Annotated in this window: 21 protein-coding genes and 1 riboswitch; of the genes, 15 read left to right on the top strand and 6 right to left on the bottom strand. The window is 44.8% G+C overall.

Annotated features, from left to right (window positions below):
- Positions 1-5: 5 nt before the first annotated feature.
- The 6 genes from purM (at position 6) to purD (ending at position 6,653) form a co-directional block, all read left to right on the top strand.
- Entirely contained in the window at positions 6-1,037 is a 1,032-nt protein-coding gene (gene purM, locus V6C21_RS03260; RefSeq protein ID WP_479268314.1) for a phosphoribosylformylglycinamidine cyclo-ligase, read from the top strand.
- Positions 1,031-1,654, top strand: a complete 624-nt coding sequence (gene purN / locus V6C21_RS03255) for a phosphoribosylglycinamide formyltransferase (RefSeq protein ID WP_045085241.1) — start codon at positions 1,031-1,033, stop codon at positions 1,652-1,654. Before purM ends, purN begins: the two co-directional genes overlap by 7 nt.
- Before the next feature lie 101 nt (positions 1,655-1,755).
- A complete protein-coding gene (locus tag V6C21_RS03250; protein ID WP_034840364.1) occupies positions 1,756-2,886 on the top strand; it encodes a ribose-phosphate pyrophosphokinase in 1,131 nt (376 codons plus the stop codon).
- A 200-nt stretch (positions 2,887-3,086) separates the two neighbouring features.
- Positions 3,087-3,168: riboswitch (ZMP/ZTP riboswitch) on the top strand.
- Positions 3,169-3,227: 59 nt separating this feature from the next.
- A complete protein-coding gene (gene purH, locus V6C21_RS03245; protein ID WP_045085915.1) occupies positions 3,228-4,778 on the top strand; it encodes a bifunctional phosphoribosylaminoimidazolecarboxamide formyltransferase/IMP cyclohydrolase in 1,551 nt (516 codons plus the stop codon).
- 113 nt (positions 4,779-4,891) lie between these two features.
- Entirely contained in the window at positions 4,892-5,335 is a 444-nt protein-coding gene (gene def, locus V6C21_RS03240; RefSeq protein WP_479268313.1) for a peptide deformylase, read from the top strand.
- Between the two features lie 58 nt (positions 5,336-5,393).
- A complete protein-coding gene (gene purD, locus V6C21_RS03235; RefSeq protein WP_479268328.1) occupies positions 5,394-6,653 on the top strand; it encodes a phosphoribosylamine--glycine ligase in 1,260 nt (419 codons plus the stop codon).
- 147 nt (positions 6,654-6,800) lie between these two features.
- On the opposite strand, the gene V6C21_RS03230 is transcribed toward purD, so the two are convergent.
- Entirely contained in the window at positions 6,801-7,499 is a 699-nt protein-coding gene (locus V6C21_RS03230) for a helix-turn-helix domain-containing protein (protein ID WP_479268312.1), read from the bottom strand.
- A gap of 189 nt (positions 7,500-7,688) precedes the next feature.
- Here V6C21_RS03230 and V6C21_RS03225 point away from each other — a divergent pair, with 189 nt between their 5' ends.
- From V6C21_RS03225 to V6C21_RS03215, 3 genes are all read left to right on the top strand, one after another.
- Positions 7,689-8,321 (top strand): histidine phosphatase family protein, encoded by a 633-nt coding sequence (locus V6C21_RS03225; RefSeq protein WP_034840355.1) that lies wholly within the window; start codon positions 7,689-7,691, stop codon positions 8,319-8,321.
- 41 nt (positions 8,322-8,362) lie between these two features.
- Complete coding sequence (locus tag V6C21_RS03220) at positions 8,363-8,881, top strand: cob(I)yrinic acid a,c-diamide adenosyltransferase (protein WP_479268311.1); 519 nt, start codon at positions 8,363-8,365, stop codon at positions 8,879-8,881.
- Between the two features lie 217 nt (positions 8,882-9,098).
- On the top strand, positions 9,099-10,220 hold the full coding sequence (locus V6C21_RS03215) for an ABC transporter ATP-binding protein (RefSeq protein WP_479268310.1): 1,122 nt from the start codon (positions 9,099-9,101) through the stop codon (positions 10,218-10,220).
- Positions 10,221-10,235: 15 nt separating this feature from the next.
- Here V6C21_RS03215 and V6C21_RS03210 read toward each other — a convergent pair whose 3' ends face one another.
- Positions 10,236-11,945 (bottom strand): sensor histidine kinase, encoded by a 1,710-nt coding sequence (locus V6C21_RS03210; RefSeq protein ID WP_479268309.1) that lies wholly within the window; start codon positions 11,943-11,945, stop codon positions 10,236-10,238.
- A 101-nt stretch (positions 11,946-12,046) separates the two neighbouring features.
- Entirely contained in the window at positions 12,047-12,730 is a 684-nt protein-coding gene (locus V6C21_RS03205) for a response regulator transcription factor (protein WP_479268308.1), read from the bottom strand.
- A 386-nt stretch (positions 12,731-13,116) separates the two neighbouring features.
- Between V6C21_RS03205 and V6C21_RS03200 the strand changes: the two genes are divergently transcribed.
- The 6 genes from V6C21_RS03200 to pgmB all read left to right on the top strand — a co-directional run bounded on the left by V6C21_RS03200 (position 13,117) and on the right by pgmB (position 20,120).
- A complete protein-coding gene (locus tag V6C21_RS03200; RefSeq protein ID WP_479268307.1) occupies positions 13,117-14,451 on the top strand; it encodes a hypothetical protein in 1,335 nt (444 codons plus the stop codon).
- Between the two features lie 69 nt (positions 14,452-14,520).
- On the top strand, positions 14,521-16,344 hold the full coding sequence (locus tag V6C21_RS03195) for an ABC transporter permease (protein WP_479268306.1): 1,824 nt from the start codon (positions 14,521-14,523) through the stop codon (positions 16,342-16,344).
- Positions 16,345-16,346: 2 nt separating this feature from the next.
- A complete protein-coding gene (locus V6C21_RS03190; RefSeq protein WP_479268305.1) occupies positions 16,347-17,996 on the top strand; it encodes an ABC transporter ATP-binding protein in 1,650 nt (549 codons plus the stop codon).
- Between the two features lie 81 nt (positions 17,997-18,077).
- Positions 18,078-18,716 carry a YesL family protein gene (locus V6C21_RS03185; protein ID WP_034840333.1) on the top strand — a complete coding sequence of 213 codons (639 nt, stop codon included), beginning with the start codon at positions 18,078-18,080 and terminating at the stop codon, positions 18,714-18,716.
- A gap of 19 nt (positions 18,717-18,735) precedes the next feature.
- Entirely contained in the window at positions 18,736-19,344 is a 609-nt protein-coding gene (locus V6C21_RS03180; protein WP_479268304.1) for an HAD family hydrolase, read from the top strand.
- A 134-nt stretch (positions 19,345-19,478) separates the two neighbouring features.
- The gene (pgmB, locus tag V6C21_RS03175; RefSeq protein ID WP_479268303.1) at positions 19,479-20,120 is read left to right on the top strand and encodes a beta-phosphoglucomutase; all 642 of its coding nucleotides are present in this window, start codon (positions 19,479-19,481) and stop codon (positions 20,118-20,120) included.
- Positions 20,121-20,244: 124 nt separating this feature from the next.
- Here the strand turns inward: pgmB and V6C21_RS03170 are convergent, their stop codons facing one another.
- The 3 genes from V6C21_RS03170 to V6C21_RS03160 form a co-directional block, all read right to left on the bottom strand.
- On the bottom strand, positions 20,245-20,418 hold the full coding sequence (locus tag V6C21_RS03170; RefSeq protein WP_479268302.1) for a hypothetical protein: 174 nt from the start codon (positions 20,416-20,418) through the stop codon (positions 20,245-20,247).
- Between the two features lie 205 nt (positions 20,419-20,623).
- A complete protein-coding gene (recG, locus tag V6C21_RS03165; protein WP_479268301.1) occupies positions 20,624-22,669 on the bottom strand; it encodes an ATP-dependent DNA helicase RecG in 2,046 nt (681 codons plus the stop codon).
- Positions 22,670-22,740: 71 nt separating this feature from the next.
- A complete protein-coding gene (locus V6C21_RS03160; protein WP_034840318.1) occupies positions 22,741-23,154 on the bottom strand; it encodes a bis(5'-nucleosyl)-tetraphosphatase in 414 nt (137 codons plus the stop codon).
- Positions 23,155-23,480: the final 326 nt, after the last annotated feature.

Below are 23,480 nucleotides of genomic sequence, written 5' to 3'. Positions count from 1 at the left end.
AGCAGATGATAAGCTTTAGTGAAAGCTATAAGAACGCCGGAGTGGATGTTACCGCGGGTTATAAAGCGGTAGAACTTATGAAAGAGCATGTAAAACGCACAAATATAAGCGGCGTGCTCTCGGGAATAGGAGGATTCGGCGGCCTGTTTGAACTGGGAAAAGGCTATGAGAATCCGGTCCTTGTTTCCGGAACAGACGGAGTCGGAACAAAACTGAAAATCGCTTTTCTTATGGATAAACATGACACCGTAGGCATCGACTGCGTTGCAATGTGCGCCAACGATATAGTATGCTCCGGCGCAAAGCCGCTGTTCTTCCTCGACTATATCGCGTGCGGCAAGAATGTACCGGAACGCATAGCAAAGGTCGTATCCGGCGTGGCAGAGGGATGTGTCCAGGCGGGCTGCTCACTTATAGGCGGCGAGACCGCTGAAATGCCCGGCTTCTATCCCGAAGATGAATACGATCTGGCGGGATTTTGCGTCGGTGTTGTCGAAAAAGACAAAATAATTGACAGAACAAAGGTAAAAGCGGGGGACGCCCTCATTGGTCTTGCCTCAAGCGGCGTTCATTCCAATGGCTATTCCCTTGTCCGCAAGATTTTCGGCGTCAGTGAGACCAAACTAAAGATGTATGTGGATGAGCTTTCCGGAACATTGGGAGACACCCTTTTAACGCCGACAAAAATCTATGTGAAGCCGGTTCTCAAATTGATAGAGAAATTCCGCGTAAACGGCATTTCTCATATCACCGGCGGCGGTTTCTATGAAAACATCCCGAGAATGTTGCCTCAGGGCTTGGAGGCTGTAATAAACAAAGGCTCCTTCGATGTTCCGCCAATATTCGAGTTGATAAAGCGCACTGGAAATATCCCCGAAAGGGATATGTTCAACACCTTCAATATGGGTATTGGCATGTGCATAGCCGTTGACGCTGATGATGCCGACGCCGCAGTGGAGTTGCTGAACGCCGAGGGCGAAAAGGCTTATATAATCGGTGAAGTGGCATCCGGCGAGGAGGGTGTAAAGATATGCTGAATATAGCCGTGCTGGTTTCAGGCGGCGGAACAAATCTGCAGGCATTGATTGATGCGCAAAAAAACGGCATAATAAAGAATGGGCGGATTGTCCGCGTAATATCCAGCCGCGAGGGTGTTTATGCCCTTGAACGCGCAAAGCAGAACGGCATTGAAACGCGGGTGGTCGCCAGAAAGAATTACAAAAATCCCGATGAATTCGACCGCGCCTTGCTTGCAGAATTAAAAGCAGCAAACACTGACCTTGTTGTGCTCGCAGGTTTTTTGTCAATACTCGGTGACGCAGTGCTTAATGAGTATGAAAACAGAATCATAAATGTCCACCCGTCGCTTATACCATCTTTTTGCGGACCGGGTTTTTATGGGCTTCGCGTCCATGAGGAAGCTTTAAAATACGGTGTAAAGGTTACAGGAGCAACAGTTCACTTTGTCAATAAGGTTGTTGACGGCGGCGCAATAATCGCCCAAAAAGCGGTGGAAGTAAAAGAAGGAGACACACCTGAGATTCTGCAGCGCCGCGTTATGGAACAGGCGGAATGGGTATTGCTGCCGCGCGCCGTAGCGCTTTTCTGCGAGGGTAGAATTAAGGTCAAAGACGGTAAAACTATTATCGTATGACCACCAAATTAATGTGTTAGAAATGTGCTGCATTGCGGCACAGTATATAAATATGATAATGGCCGAAAAGGCCGACATATAATAAAAAAAGAGGAATGCAAATGGCAAATGAAGAAGGGAATTCAATGACAACTCCGGTTGGACCGCTTGGGATTATCGCAATGAGAGGCTGCGAAGAGATAACCGACAAGGTTGACAAGTACCTCTGTGAATGGAGGGACGATGCGGATCAGGGCACCTTCCAGATTGAGAGCTGCTGTCCCCGTTTCAGTTCAGGCGAGGGCAAAGGCCTCATCAAAAAGTCCGTTCGCGGTCATGACATCTTTATTATCTGCGACGTTTTCAACTATGGCGTCAAGTATAAGATGTACGGCATGGAAGTGCCGATGTCGCCTGATGACCATTTTCAGGACTTAAAGCGTATCATTGCCGCGGCCGGAGGCAAGGCAAGGCGTATTACCGTCATAATGCCTATGCTATATGAAGGGCGCCAGCACCGCAGGGTATCACGTGAATCGCTCGATTGTGCAACGGCTCTTCAGGAGCTGGCACATATGGGCGTAACAAATGTCATAACCTTTGATGCGCACGACCCGCGTGTTCAGAACGCGGTGCCGCTGATTGGCTTTGACTCGGTTCAGCCTAAATATCAGATGATAAAGGCCCTTGTCAACACCTATCCAGACATCAAAATCGACCGTGAACACCTAACTATAATCTCACCCGATGAAGGCGGCATGTCAAGGTGCATCTACTATTCATCGGTTCTCGGGCTTGACCTGGGCATGTTCTATAAGCGCCGCGATTACTCTAAGATCGTCGGCGGGCGCAACCCGATAATAAGCCATGAATATCTCGGCGGCAGCATCGAAGGCAAAGACGTTATTATTGTCGACGATATTATAGCCTCGGGTGATTCGGTAATCGATATCGCCGAGCAACTGAAGGCCAAAAAGGTCAACCGCGTATTTATTTTCGCAACCTTCGGCCTGTTTACAGAAGGGCTATCAAGGTTTGACGAAGCGTATAAAAAAGGACTGATTGAAAAGGTCTTCACGACAAATCTCGTCTACCGCACCGATGAACTTAAGTCCAAAAAGTGGTACAGGGAAGTCGATATGTCAAAGTATATTGCATTTATTATCAACACGCTTAACTATGACCGTTCAATGAGCGAGCTTCTCGACCCGGTCAAACGCATTAACAAGCTTCTCGGCAAACTCAAGAAGTGACATAAGGCATTTGCTGCTGACGGCGGCAAGATTGCCTAAAACCTGTTATCAGAGTTAAAATTGACTTAAGTTTGCGGATGACAAACCGCCTAAATTCTGCTTTTAATCATAAAAAATCTTTTATGATTCCGACGAAATAATTTCACCCTACAAGACCTTGTATTTTTCATCAAATATTGTATACTATATTTGTAATTGAATAGAAACCGTATGACTGACGGAAGTGGAATTTACCACATGGAGTACGGTTTTATAGATTTGCCGACCGTCTGGGCGTAAAGAAAATTTATCCCCGGGCGGTCTTTTGTTTTTTGCCCGGGGCTGCGGAAAGGGTGTTTTTTATGAAAAAGCGTGCAGTTTTAAGTGTATCCGACAAAAGCGGAATCGTAGAATTTGCAAAGGAACTTGAAGCATTAGGCTATGAGATCGTCTCAACGGGCGGAACGGCCAGAGCGATCCGCGACGCCGGCGTCAAAGTCACAGGCGTATCTGATATCACAGGTTTTCCGGAGTGTCTTGACGGCAGGGTGAAGACCCTTCATCCGAAGATACATGCGGGCATCCTCGCTATGAGAAACAATCCGGAGCATATGAAGCAGATCGAGGAGCTCGGTGTAACCCCTATCGACATAGTTGCCATAAACCTCTATCCTTTCAAGCAGACAATACTTAAAGACGGCGTAACGCTGGCGGAAGCAATCGAAAATATCGATATCGGCGGCCCAACTATGATAAGGGCTGCGGCGAAAAACTGGCAGGACGTAGCCGTAATCGTCGACCCGAAGGATTACAAGACGGTTATCGACGAGCTTAAAGCCAACGGCGAAGTTTCAAAAGAGACAAAGTTCCGCCTTGCAGGCAAGGTTTTTGAGCATACGGCTCAGTATGACGCGCTTATCGCGGATTACCTCAGAAAACAGCGCGGCGATTCACCGTTTGCTGATAGCCTGACACTTACTTTCGAAAAGGTTCAGGATATGCGCTACGGTGAAAACCCGCACCAGAAGGCTGCTTTCTATAGGGAGATCGGAAAGGCCGACAATGTCCTTTCAGCGGCGAAGCAGCTTCATGGCAAGGAACTCTCATATAACAATATCAATGACGCGAACGGTGCTCTCGACGTCATCAAGGAGTTTGGATATGATACCCCTGTTGCTGTCGCGGTAAAGCACGCGAACCCATGCGGCGTTGCGACGGGTGCCGATATCCATGAGGCATATCTGCGCGCCTATGAGGCCGACCCGGTTTCAATTTTCGGCGGCATTGTCGCTTTAAACCGCGAGGTTGACGCAGCAACAGCCGAAGAAATGGCAAAGATATTCCTCGAAATCATAATCGCCCCCTCCTTCTCAAAAGAAGCTCTTGAAATTCTCACGAAAAAGAAGAATATCAGACTGCTCGAATTGCCCAACCTGGCAAAAGCAAATGCCAAGGGTACACTTGATATGAAGAAAGTCGCCGGCGGCCTGCTCGTTCAGGAACTGGACACAGAGCTTTTGAACGAGGAAGATATCAAGTGCGTTACAAAGCGCCAGCCGACAGCGAAAGAGCTTGAAGACCTTAAGTTTGCGTGGAAGATCGTCAAGCATACAAAGTCCAACGGCATCGCCCTTGCAAAAGACAATCAGACGGTCGGCATAGGCCCTGGTCAGACTAACCGTATAACTGCCCTGGAGCTCGCCATCAAATACGGCGGCGACAAGGTAAAAGGCTCTGTCATGGCTTCAGACGCCTTCTTCCCGTTCTCTGACTGCGTCGAGGCAGCTCAAAAAGCCGGCATAACTGCGATTATCCAGCCGGGCGGCTCAATCCGCGACGAGGATTCGATAAAGGCGGCTGATGAAGCAGGCATTGCCATGCTCTTCACCGGAATGAGACATTTTAAGCATTAATAAAGTTGCAAACGAAAGCGGCCTCTTACTGCCAATCAGCAAGGGGCCGTTCCTTTTCACTTTTGACTGTACGGTATATAATATATTGTGTAGTCAACTTTGGGGGTGATTTGATGGCTATTCGCAATATAATAAAACTCGGCGACGAGACGCTGAGGAAGAAGAGCAGAAAAGTTGATGTAATAAACGACCGCATAAAAACACTTATTTCAGACATGGCGGATACGCTTCACAGCACCGACGACGGAATAGGACTTGCTGCCCCTCAAGTCGGAGTGTTAAGGCGTGTTGTTGTCATTGATATGGGCGACGGAGTCAAAACATACATCAATCCGGAGATAGTTTCTTCACAAGGCAGCAGAAAAGCTGTTGAAAGTTGCCTCAGTATTCCGGGCAGATCAGCGACTGTTATACGGCCGGAAAAGGTTACGGTCAAAGCAATGGATGAAGACGGCAAAGAGTTTACAGAGGAAGCCCAAGGGCTGCGGGCTGTTTGCCTCTGCCATGAGATTGACCACCTTGACGGCATTTTATTTATAGATAAAGCAATAGATTGAAATATTGATGAAATTTAGAACACTTACAAGAAGCAGGGAGTTGTAGCGAATGGATAAAATCGATATTTTGGTTATTGGCGGCGGAGGGCGTGAACACGCCGTAATAAAAAAGCTGAAGCAAAGCAAGCATGCAGGTAAGGTTTACTGTGCTCCAGGCAACGGCGGCATTTCAATGGACGCCCAGTGCGTCAATATTAAGGCAACGGACACAATGCTTGTCACTGCTTTTGCAAAAGAACATAAAATCGACCTTGTCGTGGTAACTCCCGATGACCCGCTTGCCCTCGGTATGGTTGACGCCTTAGAAGCCGAGGGAATCAGAGCTTTCGGCCCAAATAAGGCGGCGGCCCAGATTGAAAGCAGCAAGGTTTTTGCAAAGAATCTGATGAAGAAATACGGCATTCCAACAGCCAGCTATGACGTATTCGACGATCCCAAAGAGGCTCTCGAATTCATAAAGAAACAGGATAAATACCCGACGGTAATAAAGGCGGACGGCCTCGCCCTCGGCAAGGGCGTTATCATCGCTCAGAACTATGAAGAGGCGAAAGCTGCGCTCCATTCGATAATGGAGGAAAAGATTTTCGGTGCATCCGGCAACCGGGTTGTTATTGAGGAGTTCCTGACAGGGCCGGAGGTTTCAGTTCTTGCGTTTACCGACTCTAAAACCTTAAAGCCTATGGTATCCTCAAAAGACCACAAGAGGGCACTCGACGGCGACAAGGGACTCAATACAGGCGGCATGGGCACGATAAGCCCGAACCCGTATTACACAGATGAAATCGCCGAGACGTGCATGAAGACGATATTCCTCCCGATGATGGAAGCCATGAACAAAGAGGGCAGGCCCTTCAAAGGCTGCTTGTATTTTGGGCTTATGCTGACAAAAGACGGCCCGAAGGTCATAGAATACAACTGCCGTTTCGGTGATCCGGAAACGCAGGTTGTGCTCCCGCGCCTCAAAACGGATCTTGTTGAGATCATGGAAGCGGTAATCGACGAGCGCCTCTCCGATATCGACATAGAGTGGGACGACGGAGCCTGCGCCTGTGTTGTGGCGGCGTCCGGCGGATATCCGAAAAAATATGAAACAGGCAAAAAGATTACAGGCCTTGATGAGGCTGAAGCAATTGACGGCGTAACGATATTCCACGCCGGTACAAAATACGTCGACGGCGAATTCTTCACATCAGGCGGACGCGTTCTCGGTGTAACAGCAACGGGGAAAACGCTTTCCGCAGCGCTTGAAAAAGCATACGCAGGTATCTCAAAAATCCATTTTGACGGAATGCATTACCGGAAGGACATAGGCAAATAATATTTTGCTGTGATTTTAGTTGGGCAGCATATACCTCGGCAAAAACGCTTATCAAAATACTATATTGTCCATAATATTAAAAAAGGGCTGTTTTACAACAGCCCCTAAAATTTATATAATATATTCAGTTAGGACAAGGGATAACAGTTATTTTCGCCTGACACCCATGCGTGTCTCGACGGATTTTATCAGATTCGACAGCGAAGAAGCAAAAAGTGGATATTTGTTTGAGAGCTTTTCCGGACTTGTCTCAAGAGCTTCGACGGATTCGAGCGGGGTAATTCCTTCCGTATCAATGCCGTGGGCGATGCAGTGAACCTTCATTTCGGAGATTTCCATTGACGCTGAAGCCAAAGCCCTGAAAACGGGCGTTCCCGCGGCAAACAGACCTTCAGGGTTCTTTGGATGTGCGGAATAAAGCTCCCGGAACATTTTATAAACGGCAGCCATCAGGTAATCCGATACCTCGATCGTGAGCTCGCGGCTGCCTACCTCTTGCAGCATATCAAATAGTATATTAAGGGAATTTGCAATTAGTTTTTTATTCAAAGTCGGCAAAAGACTGCCGTGAAAAACATTTTCCTTTCCCGCCGCGTCCGGTTCGGGAATATCATCGACAGATAAAACAGCTCCTGTGCGGTCCGGTGAGCGCCCGAGCAGATAATCGCATGAAACACCGTAATATTCCGCCGCGTTAACTACAAAGTTAAGGCCACATTCCCTTATGCCTTTTTCATAATGCGACAATAATGCCTGCGAGATTCCAAGATCACTTGCAGCCTGTTTTTGGCTTATACCTTTTTCTTTTCTCAATAGTGTTAAAATACGCGGAAAATCGCTCTTCATTGAAAATCCGTCCTTCAATATTAAACATACAGTATAATTATATTATAATATTAGGTGATTGTAAAGGAAAGTCGTTAAATTTGTCGCATTACCGCGAAACTAACGGTTGCACTACATTTATCGGCAAGTTTGCGCTTTTCTTAATGCTATGCTATATTAATTTTAATTCTAAAATATATCGGAGGAAGTATGAAAGCATACCATGTTTATCTTATACGCCATGGAATGACACAGGGCAATAAAGAGGGAAGATATATAGGCAGGATTGACCTTCCAGTTTCAAAAGAGGGAGAAGAGCAGATTCTTGAATTAAAGCGCAAATATAAATATCCCCATGCTGAGGTGTTCTTTTCAAGCCCAAAAAAGCGGTGCCTGACTACGCTTAAATTGCTCTATCCTGAGGCGGAACCGCAGATTGTCGATGACCTGAGGGAATGTGACTTTGGGGACTATGAAGGCAAAACCATTGACGAGCTAAAGGATGATCCGGAATATCAGAAATGGGCCTCCGGCAGTATTCAGGCGGCCCCAAACGGTGAGAACTCTAAGGATTTTCAGCTTCGCTGCTGTGCTGCTTTTGAAAAAATAGTGGACCAGCTTATGAGAGCGGGAAAAACTACGGCGGTCATAATGGCGCACGGCGGAACAATCATGTCGATACTTGGCACCTATGCCTTTCCGCGCAAGCCTATGTATGAGTGGGTGATAGAAAATGCCATGGGTTATGAGGTTGTTATTACCCCGCAGCTATGGCTGAGCGCTAAGGCTATTGAGGTTGCCAAAACAATACCGTTTAAAGAGGAGGAAGATGATTTCAATTAAACTTTACGCATAATACATAGGAAATTATACGGAGGGTAATAATGACACGCGGGCTTATCCATGTTTATACGGGCGACGGCAAGGGAAAAACTACTGCCGCCGTTGGTCTTTGCGTCCGGGCAGCCGGCTCCGGCCTTCGCGTTTTGTTTGCACAGTTTCTGAAAGGCCGTAAAACCGGAGAGATTGCGCCTCTTGAAAAGATAGGTGTCGATATATTGCGCAGTGAGGTCGTCAAAAAGTTTATTCCGGATATGACTCAGGAGGAACGGGCAGAATGCCGCACTGCACAGAAAGGCATCTTTGAAAAGGCGAGAAAAAGCATTCCTGATTATGACCTGGTGGTGCTCGACGAGGTTTTCGGCGCCATAGCGACCGGTATGGTTGATAAAGAAGAGGTTATAAGGTTGATTCGGGAAAAGCCTGAGGGCACGGAACTTGTAATGACAGGCCGCGACGCGCCGAAAGAGATAATCGAGCTTGCCGATTATGTTTCGGAGATAGGGCAGATAAAGCACCCCTATGAAAAGGGTATCAACGCCAGAAAGGGCATTGAATATTGACTGACACAAAAAACTCTGCAAATTGCTGTTTTTTGCGTCCGCGAGTCGGCGTGAGGGCAAACTCCGGCGCAAGAAGAGGAAACTCATTTGGCTTACCACTAAAGCGATAGACAGAATAGTTTTATGAAGACTTATTCCCATTCAAGTTAGGATAAAAAAATCTGCACATGCAGGAAGACTGCGCGGCAGATGTTACGATAGTATGGGAGGAATAAATGTGCCGGATATCGAACTTCGCAATGTCGTAAAAAAGTTTGAAAGGTTTAATACCGCAGTTAGCAATCTAAATCTACATATTAGCGATAACGACTTTGTTACACTGCTTGGCCCGTCGGGCTGCGGAAAAACAACAATTTTGCGGATGATTGCAGGGCTGGAGCATCCCACAAGCGGTGAAATTCTGATTGACGGAGAGACAGTCTACTCTTCCTCTGAAGGAATCGATGTCCCGCCGGAAAAGCGTAAACTTGGATTTATCTTTCAAAATTATGCACTGTGGCCACAGATGACAGTCTATAAAAACATTGCTTTCGGCCTGGAAAATTTGAAATGGAAGAATAGTAAAATAAAAGAAAGGGTTCATGAGCTGCTGAAAATGATGCAGTTAGAGGGATATGAAAACCGCTATCCGTCTGAACTTTCCGGCGGACAGCAGCAGCGGGTAGCTATTGCAAGAACCCTTGCGACAAACCCGAAGATCCTTTTAATGGACGAGCCTCTTTCCAATTTAGATGTAAAACTAAGAATGGAAATGCGTTTTGAACTGAAAAATCTGCATGCAAAAACCAACACAACCATCATATATGTGACGCATGACCAGTTAGAGGCCATGACCATGTCCACAAAAATTGCTTTATTGAAAGATGGCGTTCTGCAGCAATATGGTTCCCCTATGGAAATCTACTGCGAGCCGGCAAATCTTTTTATTGCGGATTTTGTTGGAAGCCCTTCAAATAACTTAATACCGTTCCGCGGAGAGAATGTGAATCTGGACGAAATCGCCCTTTCAAGGGATGAGATGTGCTTTATCTACACACCAATCAGCGGAGGTGTGGTCGTTTCAAAAGGAAAGAATCTTATATTGGGAATCCGGCCTGAGAATATTATAATTTCGGGAAGCGGCCCTCTGGAGGGGAAAGTTTACTCCACATTGCCTTCCGGCATGGATACAATTGTCTGCATAGTTATTGGTTCAATAAAATTAAACTGTGTTTTGTTCGGACGTATCGACTACCGCATTGGAGAAACCATTTATTTCGGATTTAAAGATGATATTATTCCGCTGTTTGATGCAGATACGGGCAAAAGAATTGCCCTCGGTAAAATTCAAGTGATATGAAGTAGCAGAAAGTTCTCAATGATCCGTCCCAACGGATTTATTTTTCTGCGGGGAGCCGGTCTGCAGAAGCGGAAACTTTACAGTAAAGGTACTGCCTACATGCAGCTGGCTCTCGACATCGATGCTCCCGCCAAGTTCTTCCACAAGCCCTTTTGTAATGGCAAGCCCAAGCCCAGAGCCTCCGCTTTTTTTGTTTCTCGATTTTTCGACGCGGTAAAAACGCTCAAAAATATGTGGAATTTCCGTTTCCGCAATACCAATGCCGTTATCCTGAACTTGAATAACAAAATTGCTTTCGGCTACTTTAGCAAAAAGCTGGACCATCCCGCCAGCGGGGGTATATTTTATAGCATTTTCAGAGAGGTTTGTGACAATCTGGATTATGGAGTTCTTGTCTCCCATAATCCGGATTTTTTCATTTGTAAGATCCATCCGAAACGTGATGTTATGCTTTTCGGCAAGTGCCTCCAGTGAGGAACCGATAGACTGGATAGCCTCAATGGGGTCAATAGGGGTGAGCCGCCCAATGTCTATGCGGCTTTCAATATGCGAAAGATCCAGCAGCTGTGAGATCATATGCTTTAAGCGGTTGGACTCAATTTCGATGATTTCAAGTGCATGCCGGCGGTCTTCTTCATCCAGATCGTCCCAATTCTGAAGCGTTTCCGTAAAACCGCAGATCAGCGTCAGTGGAGTGCGAAGTTCATGGGATACGTTGGAGACAAATTCGTCGCGGATCCTTTCCATCCTGCGCTTTTCCGTTACGTCGGTGATAAGAGCCTGAATTCCGTAAAAAGTAAAAGGTATGTATTTGCTGTAGACGACAGTGGTTCGAATGGATAAAATTTTTCCGTCCTCCGTCTGGAGGTCTTTTTTTATTGGCTTTTTGGTGGCTATACTTTCTTTAACCATGGAGCGTATATCGAGAAGGACTTTAGGAAGCGCTGTTTCAGGATTATTGCGTTCGGGGAAAAACAGACTGCTTTTTGCTCCAGTCAGTTGCTGTGCCATGGGATTCATTAACAGGATAGAGCAGTCAGGGCTGAAAAAGATAATACCGCTTTCAATATTGGTAAGGACTGTGCTTAGAAGACTGATGCGCTCATTGGAGTATAGCTTTATCTGATCGATCTGACTTTTAAGGTCCCAATCAATCTGCGGTTCCGCACTTTCCTTCTCCTGAATTGATATCTTCCAAAATACATAAACCACGATAGCTATAATTGGAATAACAAGGACTATGACGATCAGCACTTTTTGAATCAGAATAAACCAGTTGTAGCTATCAAGCGGAAAGGTGGCACAAAGGATTAGGTACTCATTTTCACTAATCTGTACTGGATAAAACTCGTTTATCTCATATTGGTCATCTTGGTGGTAAATGGAACTTGAGATAAACTGGTCCTTTATTTTAATACTCGTGACCGGGAAATACAGCTTTGGTTCCTTTTTGCCGGTTGTATCGGAATCTGCCAACAAATCACCATCAGGGGAAAAGATACAGATACGATATCCGGACATGGAAGACAGCTGCTTGGCTATTTTACCCAATTCAATATTTTCCTCGCGTTTTAACTGTATCAAGTATTCATTCATGAATTGCATCATGTGGCTTGCCTGCTGCCTCATTTCATCTAAATAGAGCGATTTTGCCCTCTGAGACAGAACAATCAGCAAGATTAAAATGCAACTTGCAATGAAGGCGGAAACAGTAAAACGCTTCATATGGTTCTCCTATAACTGCTTTATCTTTCGCTTCTAATTAAAATATCATTTGGGCTGTTCATTTTTTTGCAAAGCAAAAGAGCGGGACGAAATTGGAATAATTACGATTCTTCCGGATTCACAAGTTTATAGCCAAGGCCGCGAACAGTCTCGAAATATTGTTCACCAATTTTTCTTCTGAGCTTTAGCATGTGAACATTTATGGACCCAATTTCAATGGAGATTGTATCGCTCAAAGCTGAAACCAAATTCTCGCGCGTGATTACATGACCCATGTTTTCTGCCATATATTTCAGAATCTGATATTCAGTAAGTGTCAAGTTAACCTCTTTCCCATCAACACTTACCGAGTGGGCTGACGGGTCGATAATGAGGTTACCCACGCGTATTACGTTATTTTGTGGGATATCTGGTTCAGTTCTTCTGAGAAGTGCGCTGATCCTCGCCAACAGTTCGCGGATGCCGAAGGGCTTTGTCATATAATCGTCCGCGCCGACGCCGAGTCCGATTACTTTATCAGTCTCTTCACTTTTTGCCGAAAGAATAATGATTGGAACTTTTTTCAACATGGTGTCTTCACGCAGTTTACGGCATGTTTCCAGCCCATCCATATCCGGCATCATGATATCGAGCAGGATAAGGTCTGGCTTCGTTTTTTGAGCCAACTCTACCGCTTCTACGCCTGAATAAGCGCATATAGTTTCATATCCCTGTTTTTTTAAGTTCATACGAAGAAGTTCGACAATATGTTCTTCGTCGTCGACAATTAGTATCTTTTTTGCCATATATGCACTCCTGTCTATCTTTATAAAATCGAATTAAGACATCAACTGAAATTAATTCTATTATACACCATGGCATTTCAAAAATAAATATGGAAAGCGCCCAAATCACAATTTGATTGTTTATATTTTATTAATGTGAAAATAATTAATCGTTAATATTTTTGTCAATAATATGTCACAATCCACAATAAAATAAAAAATTTCAAAATAAATTTAGAAAATATATTGACAAATGAAAACGCCGATAGTAATATTAAGTTAATTAAACGTTAATCTAATATTAATATTTAATTCAAGAAGGTGAGATAGAAGTAGTTAATTGCAATTAAAAGGCATCCGTCAGTCAAGTCTAAATTAACCGGTATGAAAGGAGAAAGGTGAATTAAATGAAAAAGTTCTTAGCTTCGGCAATGGCTATTCTAATGGTAAGTACCTTATTTGCCGGATGTGCTAACAAAAACAAGGCTGCTAACGACAAAGCCGGGTCACAGAATTCTGTCGAAAGTATTATTGCACAGGCAGAGAAAATGTCCAACGACGAACTGTTCAAAAAGGCAATTGAAGAGTCAAAGGGCAAGACAATGTACGGCATTGGAAATTCCAGCCGTGGTGCTACTGCAGGAACTAACTTCATAAACAAGCTTAAGTCCATTGACCCTTCTTATGACGGTAAGATTGAGTGGTCACAGCCGAAGGACAACTCCATTTTTACACTTCTGACTTCAGATATCCAAAGTGCACAGCATACATATTCCATGACGCTCATACAAGATGGCAACCAGATTCAGTCAAAAATGCTGAATACCGGTTTTCTCAAGAACTTTATTCCGAAAGATTGGGCCAGTGCGAAAGGCGTTGATCAAAAGGCCGATGGAAATCCGTTCGCCCTGCAATATATAAACAAAGTATTTGTTTTCAATAATCTTGGCGGCGCGAAGTACAACAACTGCTGGGATTTCGTCTATAAAGATGTCCATCCACTGTTCATGGGTGTTAACTCTGAACCAGTCGGCAAGAACTTCCTCTATATGCTGACAGAAAGCAAATACTGCGATGTTATGAAGGCTGCTTTTGACGCTCTTTCAAGCGATAAACAAGCATATTTCCAGCCGATAATTGATTCTGTTGCCGGCGATGTTTCCAAACTTGGTTTGACCTCACCGAATGCTAAGTACTCCCTTGCATGGATTAAACTGTGGTGCCAGCAATACAATAAGCAGACAGATGATGGACCGATTTGCACACAGCTTGTTACAAAATCTGCTGCAAACCAGTGCGCACTGCTTGTTTATTCTAAGTTCCGTTCCGTTGAGGAATCAGCTAATTCATCCAATAAGAACGTCACAGTTGCCGCATACCAGGAAGGCTATCAGGGCGTCGGCGGTTTTGCTTACAAGCATTACCTGCAGGTTGTGAAAACTGCTCCGCTTCCGTGGACAGCTTGCGCATTTATTGCTTACATGACCACTGAAAAAGACGGTTTCGCTGCGTGGGGCAAAGACATGGGCAGCTATTGCTCCAACCCGAATCTCGTTCCGGACCATTCCAAAGACGGTTATGTCAATGGTGTTAATACTTATCCTGTAAAAAATGATAAAGGTTTAAGCTGGTGGCTTTCTTCCGACGGCGGCCGTCTTGTAGTTGAGGATCCTGCTTATTGCTCTAAGATGTCGACTAAGATGAGCGGCTGGATTGATTCTCTTGTTGGTAATAAAGGTTGATACAATGATAATTGATACTGATTATTGCCGCATGAAGGGTAACCTTCATGCGGCTTTGGAGGAAGCAGCATGGAGCAAACAATGACTCAAAAGCCAAGTAAACTTAAAATAGGCTTAAACAGAATATTTACATATCTGTCTAAACCACATAACCTTGTGCTGCTGATACTTGGCATCGTTCTTTCCATTTCAACAATTGCACCGATTATATCGATTGTTTTAGATACTTTTTCGGTGCATCTCGGTTCGGTGGATTCCACAAACACCGGACTTATATCCGGTTACACGCTTTATAACTGGATTGACCTGTTTACTGGAAGCTTAAATAAGCTAAACCTGCTAATGCCGCTTGTAAACTCACTATTACTTGCGTTTTTCACTTGCCTCGGTGCAGTCGTATACGGTGGCATTTTTGCTTATCTTGTAACTCGGACTAATCTTAAATTCAAGAAATACCTCAGTTCTATTTTTATTTTCCCTTATATTATGCCGCAATGGACTCTTGCGGTTGTATGGAAAAACCTTTTTAACAGCACAGCCGTAACAGGCGGTGCTAACGGTTTGTTGGTTTCCCTTACGGGCATTGCAATGCCCCTTTGGTGGTGCAAAGGCCTGTTCCCATGTGCGACAGTTTTGGCCATCCATTATGCGCCTTTCGCTTATATCCTTATCGGCGGAATCTTCCGCAATATGGATGCAAATTTGGAAGAGGCTGCGGTAATTCTAAATACGCCTAAGCACAAAATCTTTTTCCGCGTAACCCTTCCGATGGTCATGCCTGCAATTCTGTCCACGATTTTGTTGGTCTTTAGTAGTGCTGTGGGCAGCTTCCCGGTTCCTTACTATTTGACTTATAGCACACTTGCTACAAAGTATGTTGAAATGAGTGTTGACCGTGCCGGCGAAGCAAGCATCCTTGCTATCATCATGATGGTGTTAGGAGTCACCATTCTAATGATGAACATTGCTGCTACCAGTGGCCGCAAAAGCTATACTACTGTTACTGGAAAATCCGGCCAGATCAGCAAGGTTAATCTCGGAAAAATTGGCAAATATGCATTTGCCATTATCTTTATAATATTAACCTTTATGACAAGCATTTATCCCATTATCTCTTTTGCAATGGAAACATTTCTGCCAAACCCAGGCGACTACAGTTTCCTTAAAGGCAACTGGAACAACCTGACGCTGAAATGGTGGACAACAAGTGAAAATGTTTCTGAAAAAGGCATGTTCGGACAGTATGGTATCCTTTATAATTCCACCATTTGGAATGCCTACTTTGGCATTTTGTTTGTTGCCGCGTGCTGTGCATTGTTAGCCGGTACTATTGGCATGTTGGTTGGTTACAGTTGTAGCAAAAACCGCCACAGTAAATGGGCTAACTATGTTAACAGTATGGCATTCCTACCATACTTGCTTCCGGCACTTTCCGTCGGTGTTGCTTTCTATGTCTTTGGTTCCAACATGGGAATTTATAATACCTACTGGTTGCTGATTATTGCTGGTACTGTAAAATACATACCATTCGCAAGCAGAAGCGCGCTGAACTCCATGTTGCAATTAAGCAATGAGATTGAAGAATCAGCAGTGATTCAAGGCATTCCTTGGTACAAGCGTATGTTTAAAATTATCATTCCGATTCAGAAAGCGTCCATTATAAGTGGCTATATGTTGCCTTTCATGTCAGCTCTTAGGGAATTGACTCTGTTCATGATGTTGTGCTCGCAGACTAAGATCCTGACCACACTGCTTGCTTACTTCGATGAAATGGGCCTATATGCCTTCTCAAGCGGTATTAATCTCATTCTAATTGTAACAATCATCATCTGCAATACATTAGTTAATAAGCTTACGGGCGCTAGCATTGATAAGGGAATTGGAGGAAGTTAAGTATGCCGGAGATAGTACTCAAGAATATAACGAAGCGGTTTGATACATTCTATGCAGTTGACAATCTGAACCTTGTGATTGAGGATAATGCCTTTGTTACACTGCTAGGCCCTTCCGGCTGTGGTAAAACGACTACGCTGCGTATGATCGCAGGCCTTGAGACACCAACCAGCGGCCAGATTATAATAGACGGCGTTACAGTATTTGACAGTGAGCGGGGCATTAATATCCCTGCCAATAAGCGCAAGGTAGGGTTCCTTTTCCAGAACTATGCACTGTGGCCAAATATGACCGTATACCAGAATATCGCCTTTGGCCTTTCAAACATTACGGAAAAAATGCCAACGATTGATTTTGAGGCAAGGCGGACTGATGCTCTGATTCGTATCCTTGAAAAGCCACAGGAAGTAAAAGAGATACTTGAAGAGTGCAAGGATAAAGACGGAAAATTCGACAAAGACAAGGCTGCTATCCGTCTTATTGATAAATATGAGATTTCAATGCGCACGGCTAAAATTCTGTTGGGCTACAGAATGGAAGATGCAGACGACTACATGGCCATAGCAAAGGTAGAACGGGAAAAGCTGAAGGACAAACTCGAAGCGATCCGCAGCAAGTATCAGGCAAAAGGCTGTGATTTGAACGAAAACTTTGAAGTCGTGGAAGATGGTTTTGTCGAGGAATCGGTGCGGAAACTGACCGATGAAGAGATCGATTTGCGTGTTCGCGAGGTTTCTCGCATTGTTAAGATAGGCATGCTCATGGATCGTTACCCGAGCGAGCTTTCCGGCGGCCAGCAGCAGCGTGTTGCAATTGCACGTACACTGGCACCGAGACCGAAAGTTCTGTTCATGGACGAGCCTCTTTCCAATCTGGACGCAAAGCTTCGCATCGAAATGCGATCGGAACTTCAGCGCCTGCACATTGATACCGGAAGCACATTCATTTATGTAACCCATGACCAGTTGGAAGCCATGACGCTTGCCACAAAAATCTGCCTGATGAACAACGGCGTTCTGCAGCAATATGATGCGCCTTTGAATATTTACCAAAGACCCACCAACCTCTTTGTAGCAGATTTTGTCGGAAATCCATCCATCAATTTCATTGAGGGTAAAGGCAACCAGATGGAAGACGGCTCAATTGCGCTCACTATTTTTGATGGTGTAAAAGTCAGGTTTGTCCCAAATGAGAGCCTGAAACTTGACGAATGGCGCAGAAAAGCTGAAGCGGAAGAGAAAAAGCGTCTGGAAATTGAAGCCAATCACAAGCCAGAAAAGAGCAATAAGGATACCATCTTTAAGTATCATATTGCAAAAATCAATGAATTTGAGGATATCGGCATAGATACAACGGTTACCGACAATGACTTCGTCATCGGAATCCGGCCTGAATTCCTCGAACTCGACAATGGAGAAAATGGTGAAGGTGTAATTGACGGCAAAATCTATAGTGCCATGCCCACTGGTATGGAAACTATAGTTAAGGTCAACATCGGCAATTATCTGCTTACTGGTGTTATGTTTGGCGGCATCCTTTACCAGATTGGACAGGATGTAAAATTACATACCAGCGGAAACGATATTCTGCTTTTCGATAGGAAAACAGGGAGACTGATTTCACAGGGTTCACTTGAAATAGTGAAGGCATAAGACAATAGGAGTGGCTCTCGCTTTAAAAGCGAGAGCCACTTGGCAGATAAGAAGAGCTTTTTATTGAAGGAGTAGCGGCTGATGCAAAAGGCGAATGCAATAACCAACGATCCAAATACGCTGTGGAAATTCAGTGAGAAATTGACCGACGTTTGCATTGTCGGCGCACTATGGTTTTTATGCAGCCTTCCGATCATCACAGTTGGCGCTTCGACCACAGCGATGTATACAGTGTTTTTGCGCAATATCCGCAACCATGAACAAAAAAGGTATGTAAAACCGTTTTTTGTTTCCTTTAAGCAGAGTTTTCGAGAATCGACTATCCTCTGGATTATCCAGCTTGTAGCAACAATTGTTTTAGGAATTGATGCTTACTATTACCATCTCCGAGGTGGATTAACCAGCCTTGTTATGAAAGGCGTTATTCTTTGCCTGTTGGCTGTTGTTAGCATAATTTTTTGTTATGCTTTTCCCCTTACGGCGCTGTACCGAAATTCGGTGAAAGAAACGCTTATTGAGTCTGGACAACATGCTTTTTACAGTTGGCCGTGGAGCCTTTTGGCACTGGCTGTGCTCGTTGCAGTCCTTTTTTTACTGATAAAGGGACTGTGGTATATGATAGTGATTGCGGGCGGAGTGGTCGGTATTGCCAACAGCTATATTATGGATCATGCGCTGAAACGTGAAATCCCACGGGGTCACGGGCCAGCCAAATTTTAAGTGATAAGGGATGTTTAAATTGTCTTCTATAATTAAAAACATTGTTTTTGATATGGGAATGGTGCTTCTAAATTTTCAGCCGCTGGAATATTGCCTTAAAACACTGAAGGATCAACAGGCAGCCAAAGCTATCTATGAAAATCTATTTTGCGGAGACGAATGGATTCAGTGCGACAAGGGAGTCATGACGGAGGCAGAGTGCATTGCGTCAGTTCAGAAGCGCATCCCACAGTATGCCCAATATGTACCTCAAATTATGGCGGATTGGCCTGCCTCTTTGAGCGCGATGCCCGGTATGGAGGAGTTGGTCCGCAAGCTGAAAGACAAGGGCTATGGCCTTTATCTGCTGTCAAATACAAGCCATCGCTTTTATGAATTTTCAAAACATTATCCGGTTTTTCAGTATTTTGACGGGATGGTTATATCCGCTGCCGAAAAGCTATTGAAACCGGATCCGGCAATATACAAGCTTCTTTGTAGCCGCTTCCGCCTTTTGCCGGAAGAATGTATCTTTATTGATGATGTGCAGGCCAATGTGGAAGCAGCAAGAAATATCGGAATGGCTGCACATAAGTTCGAAGGAGCCTCTGAATTGAGCACTTACTTTAAGAACATTGGTATTTTATAGTGCTCAAAGCATTCCTTTGGGCTATCACACTGAAAGAATTTCCGCCTTTTCTTTAGCAGAAAAGACGGGCTCTCTTTTTGAAACTTTTTCCGGCCATATTTGTTCCGATAGGTGATTGAAAGGAGAATACTGCAGTGAAAGCTGTAATTTTTGACCTTGATGGAGTAATCGTATCGACGGACGAGCTTCAGTACCGGGCGTGGAAGCATATGGCAGATAGAGAAGGAATTCCATTTAACTGGGAAATAAACAACCGCTTGCGGGGGATTTCGCGCCGGGATTCCCTTGAAATTATTCTTGAAAATTCGTCCAAAACATATGATGAGCAACAGAAGATGGAACTGATAACATTTAAAAATGACTATTATGTAAAACTGCTTGACGGCCTCACCCAAGACAATATTTTGCCCAATGTCATGGAGCTGCTGAAAAAGCTGAAAAGCGATGGGGTTAAGATAGCAGTTGGCAGCGGCAGCAAAAATGCGAAAAAAATTCTGGATAAAACCGGATTGAGCAATGTATTTGACGCAATTGTGGACGGGACAGAAATAAAACACTCAAAACCGAACCCTGAAGTCTTTCTTTTAGCAGCAGCAAAACTTCATGAAAAACCGGAAAACTGCATTGTTGTCGAAGATGCCAAGGCGGGAATTCAAGCTGCTAAAGAGGCTAACATGATAGCGGTAGGCGTCAGCGACGCAAGGAATTCTGAGCTTGCGGATTACAAAGTGGATGATATTTTGGAAGTCGTAGATATTGTCAGGGAACTTTCCTAAATTATATTGACAGCGAAAAATATTCAATACGATCTACCTATAAAAATGGCATAGCCGCTTATCACGGCTATGCCGTTTTCCAGTCCTAAGTTCCACTTTAATAGGCGGAGCGTTTTTCGCATAATTAATTATAATATTTATTTCTTTCCATTTCCTCTTCTGCGCGCCTTATCATATCCTGCACAGTTTCATGTGCCCTGAAGTGGTAAGTGCGGTGTAATAGGCTGTCATTATATGAAAAATGTGTATGTCCGGTGTAATATGGACCTTTGGGCCCGCCTTTTTTCTTTTCCGGCATTATCGCACCCCCCCGAAAAAATAACTTCTGTGTTAATCGCACTGACAATATTATTTTGTTTCAGATTTGAAGAAATATAAACGTTTGGGGATGTAAAAATTTTTTATTGCCGGATATTAACTTAGAATAATTAAATTTCGCCTAAACATCTTTGTATGATTAGGCAAGTGGTAATAAATAAAATGAATTATACAATTTGTAATATTTAGTTAAACGCGATATCCTCTTTAGAGAACATTGCTTCAGTTTGCGCACGAAGCCCCGCATGTTCAGGCAGTTTCAACATCGGGTCTTTGCTTATAATGCTGTCGGCAGCGGCCTTTGCCATTCTTAAAAGCTGCATATCGTTTGTTAAATCGGCAATTTTAAGCTCGGGCAGTCCATGCTGGCGCTTTCCAAAGAAGTCACCGGGGCCGCGCAATTTCAAATCCTGTTCGGCTATCTTGAAACCGTCGTTGGTTTCACACATTGTGCGAAGACGTCCGGCGGACTGCTTGCCGTTTGCGTCAGAAATTAGTATGCAGTAGCTTTGCTCATCGCCGCGCCCGACGCGCCCGCGCAATTGATGGAGCTGTGAAAGCCCGAACCGTTCAGCGTTTTCTATGACCATAATGACGGCATTGGGAACGTCCACGCCGACCTCGATTACAGTTGTTGATACCAGCAGGTCGAGACTGCCTTCTGAAAAAGCGCGCATAACCGATTCTTTTTCAGCGGGCTTCATTTTGCCGTGCAGAAGCCCGACGCGGAAATCATGAAAATCTTCGTTTTTGATTTTTTCAAAATAGGCTGTCGCCGCAGCAAGCCCCTGTGCGCCGGTATCGCTGTCGTCAACAAGCGGGCAGACAATAAAGGCCTGTTTGCCCTGGGACAAATACTTTTTTATAAAGTTGAAGGCGCGCTTGCGTTTAGAGCTGTCGATGCAGTAGGTCAAAACCTTCTGCCGCCCGCGGGGCATCTCGTCCAGTATCGAGATGTCAAGGTCGCCGTATATAATAAGTCCCAAAGTGCGGGGAATTGGGGTTGCCGACATGACGAGAACATGGGGGTCACGCCCTTTTGAGGCGAGGGCGGCGCGCTGCCCGACGCCGAACCGGTGCTGTTCGTCAGTAATAACAAGACCGAGCTTTTGGAACTCCACATTTTGAGAAATTAGCGCGTGGGTTCCGACGATTACATCGAGTTCGCGGGTCTTGAGCATTTTAAGAATTTTTTTGCGCTCGCCTGCCGGCGTTGAGCCTGTCAGAAGCCCGACCGAGATACCGCAGGGAGAGAGCAGTCTGGACAGCGTCAAAAAGTGCTGCTGAGCGAGAATTTCCGTCGGTGCCATCAGCGCCGATTGGAGTGAATTCTGAGCCGCGTTAAAGCAAAGCGCGGCGGCGACCACAGTTTTGCCTGAACCGACATCGCCTTCAATCAGCCGGTTCATAGGGGTTTGAGCTGCCATGTCCCTTAATCCGTCCTCAATGGCGCGCTTCTGAGCGCCGGTCGGTTCAAAGGGCAGCTTATCGTAAAAGATATTCATATCCGCCGGTTTACAGGGGTCGGCGTCATAGGACTGGTTTCTGTGACGCAATAGAGCCATGCCGAGCGACAAAGTAAGCAATTCCTCAAAGATAAGACGGCGCCTTGCGGTTTCGAGCGTAGCCTTATCCTTCGGGAAATGGATGTTCTGTAGGGCATAAGTGATGTGACACAGGCTGTATTTTCGCCGAATTGAGTCCGGCAGAGGGTCGGTGATATTCTCCTCGCAAAGGGACAGGGCAAGCTTTACCTCTGCCGCAATGCTGCGTGAGGAAAGCCCGGAAGTAAGGGGATAAACGGGCTGCATAGAGTTATCTTCAGAGCTGCTCAAAAATTCAGGGGATGTCAGCTCGCGCCGAAAGAGGCTGCCGCCGATTTTACCATAAAAATAATATGTGTGCCCCTCTTTGAGCATATCGGTGATATATTTATTGTTGAAAAAGGTGATGCCGCAGACCGCAGTTTTGTCAGCCGCTTTGAATTTGTATAAGGTCATGCCGCGGCGTACCATACTAACCCTCGCGGGTTCTGTAATCGTCGCCTTGATGCAGCAGACTTCCCCGGGGATGGTTTCACTTATATTTTTTACCGACGAAAAATCGAGATAGGAACGGGGATAGTAATGTATCAGGTCATTAACAGTATTGATTGAGAGGCGCTTGTATAGCTTGGCCCGTTTTTCTCCTATACCCTTTAGATACTGAATGTCACGGTCAAAGATGTTCAAGTTAAACCTCTGCCCCTTAAAATTTATTTCCGCAGAATTTTTCCTACATAAATTGTGGTGAGCTGCGCAGGTTATTGATAATGCTCCGCGATAAAATCTTTAGCTTCCCTAAAGATGTTTTTGTCATTTTTAAAGGTTATCAAATTTTCAGCCTTGTCAAAATCGAGCCATTTGCAGGTACTGACTTCCTCAATCTGCGGCCTTATGTCGCCGCTTTTTGCTTCCGCAATAAAGAATACCACGTCCTTGACAGCGCCTTCATAGGGCGAATAGGTGGATACGCGGCGGAAACGCGTGTCGAGACTGACGTCAAGGTTGGTTTCCTCTTTTATCTCCCGCAGGGCGGTCTGTTCTTCGGTTTCATTGTTTTCAACGTGCCCTTTCGGGAAAGACCAATGTCCTTTGTTGTGTTTTATAAGAAGCGTTTTATATCCATCGGCGTCTTTTTTGATTACAATAGCGCCGCATGATTTTTCTTTTTTCATATTATCCCACCGGTTTCTTTAGTCGTTTAACCTTGCACAATAACTTTTATTATGCACAGTTTAGTAATGAAGGTATACTAACTTTCAAAAGGTATTATAATATTTTTTCACGTTGTTGGCAAAAGTTAATTCCGCGTAATCTCATGTTAAAAAGCATATGATTATGCGGATTGTTATAAAGGCATAAAAAAGGCCTGCGTAATGATATGATCCTCCTAAAGTAGACCATGGAAATATCCAAAACTACTTTAGGAGGATTTTTTATGGGTAAATCACCGCATAGTGCCGAATGGAAGTTAAGGATTATAAATGAATATCTATCAGGG

The organism is [Clostridium] cellulosi (genome assembly GCF_036762875.1).
Taxonomy (GTDB): domain Bacteria; phylum Bacillota; class Clostridia; order Oscillospirales; family Ethanoligenentaceae; genus Ruminiclostridium_D; species Ruminiclostridium_D cellulosi.
Note: the sequence above shows the minus strand (reverse complement) of the source record. Positions and strands in the feature narration are given on the sequence as shown.

Excerpts from the sequence above, each read along its gene's own strand:
- purM (WP_479268314.1), top strand. The coding sequence starts at position 6 with ATGATAAGCTTTAGTGAAAGCTATAAGAACGCCGGAGTGGATGTTACC.
- purN (WP_045085241.1), top strand. The coding sequence starts at position 1,031 with ATGCTGAATATAGCCGTGCTGGTTTCAGGCGGCGGAACAAATCTGCAG.
- V6C21_RS03250 (WP_034840364.1), top strand. The coding sequence starts at position 1,756 with ATGGCAAATGAAGAAGGGAATTCAATGACAACTCCGGTTGGACCGCTT.
- purH (WP_045085915.1), top strand. The coding sequence starts at position 3,228 with ATGAAAAAGCGTGCAGTTTTAAGTGTATCCGACAAAAGCGGAATCGTA.
- def (WP_479268313.1), top strand. The coding sequence starts at position 4,892 with ATGGCTATTCGCAATATAATAAAACTCGGCGACGAGACGCTGAGGAAG.
- V6C21_RS03230 (WP_479268312.1), bottom strand. The coding sequence starts at position 7,499 with ATGAAGAGCGATTTTCCGCGTATTTTAACACTATTGAGAAAAGAAAAA.
- V6C21_RS03225 (WP_034840355.1), top strand. The coding sequence starts at position 7,689 with ATGAAAGCATACCATGTTTATCTTATACGCCATGGAATGACACAGGGC.
- V6C21_RS03220 (WP_479268311.1), top strand. The coding sequence starts at position 8,363 with ATGACACGCGGGCTTATCCATGTTTATACGGGCGACGGCAAGGGAAAA.
- V6C21_RS03210 (WP_479268309.1), bottom strand. The coding sequence starts at position 11,945 with ATGAAGCGTTTTACTGTTTCCGCCTTCATTGCAAGTTGCATTTTAATC.
- V6C21_RS03205 (WP_479268308.1), bottom strand. The coding sequence starts at position 12,730 with ATGGCAAAAAAGATACTAATTGTCGACGACGAAGAACATATTGTCGAA.
- V6C21_RS03200 (WP_479268307.1), top strand. The coding sequence starts at position 13,117 with ATGAAAAAGTTCTTAGCTTCGGCAATGGCTATTCTAATGGTAAGTACC.
- V6C21_RS03195 (WP_479268306.1), top strand. The coding sequence starts at position 14,521 with ATGGAGCAAACAATGACTCAAAAGCCAAGTAAACTTAAAATAGGCTTA.
- V6C21_RS03190 (WP_479268305.1), top strand. The coding sequence starts at position 16,347 with ATGCCGGAGATAGTACTCAAGAATATAACGAAGCGGTTTGATACATTC.
- V6C21_RS03185 (WP_034840333.1), top strand. The coding sequence starts at position 18,078 with ATGCAAAAGGCGAATGCAATAACCAACGATCCAAATACGCTGTGGAAA.
- V6C21_RS03170 (WP_479268302.1), bottom strand. The coding sequence starts at position 20,418 with ATGCCGGAAAAGAAAAAAGGCGGGCCCAAAGGTCCATATTACACCGGA.
- V6C21_RS03160 (WP_034840318.1), bottom strand. The coding sequence starts at position 23,154 with ATGAAAAAAGAAAAATCATGCGGCGCTATTGTAATCAAAAAAGACGCC.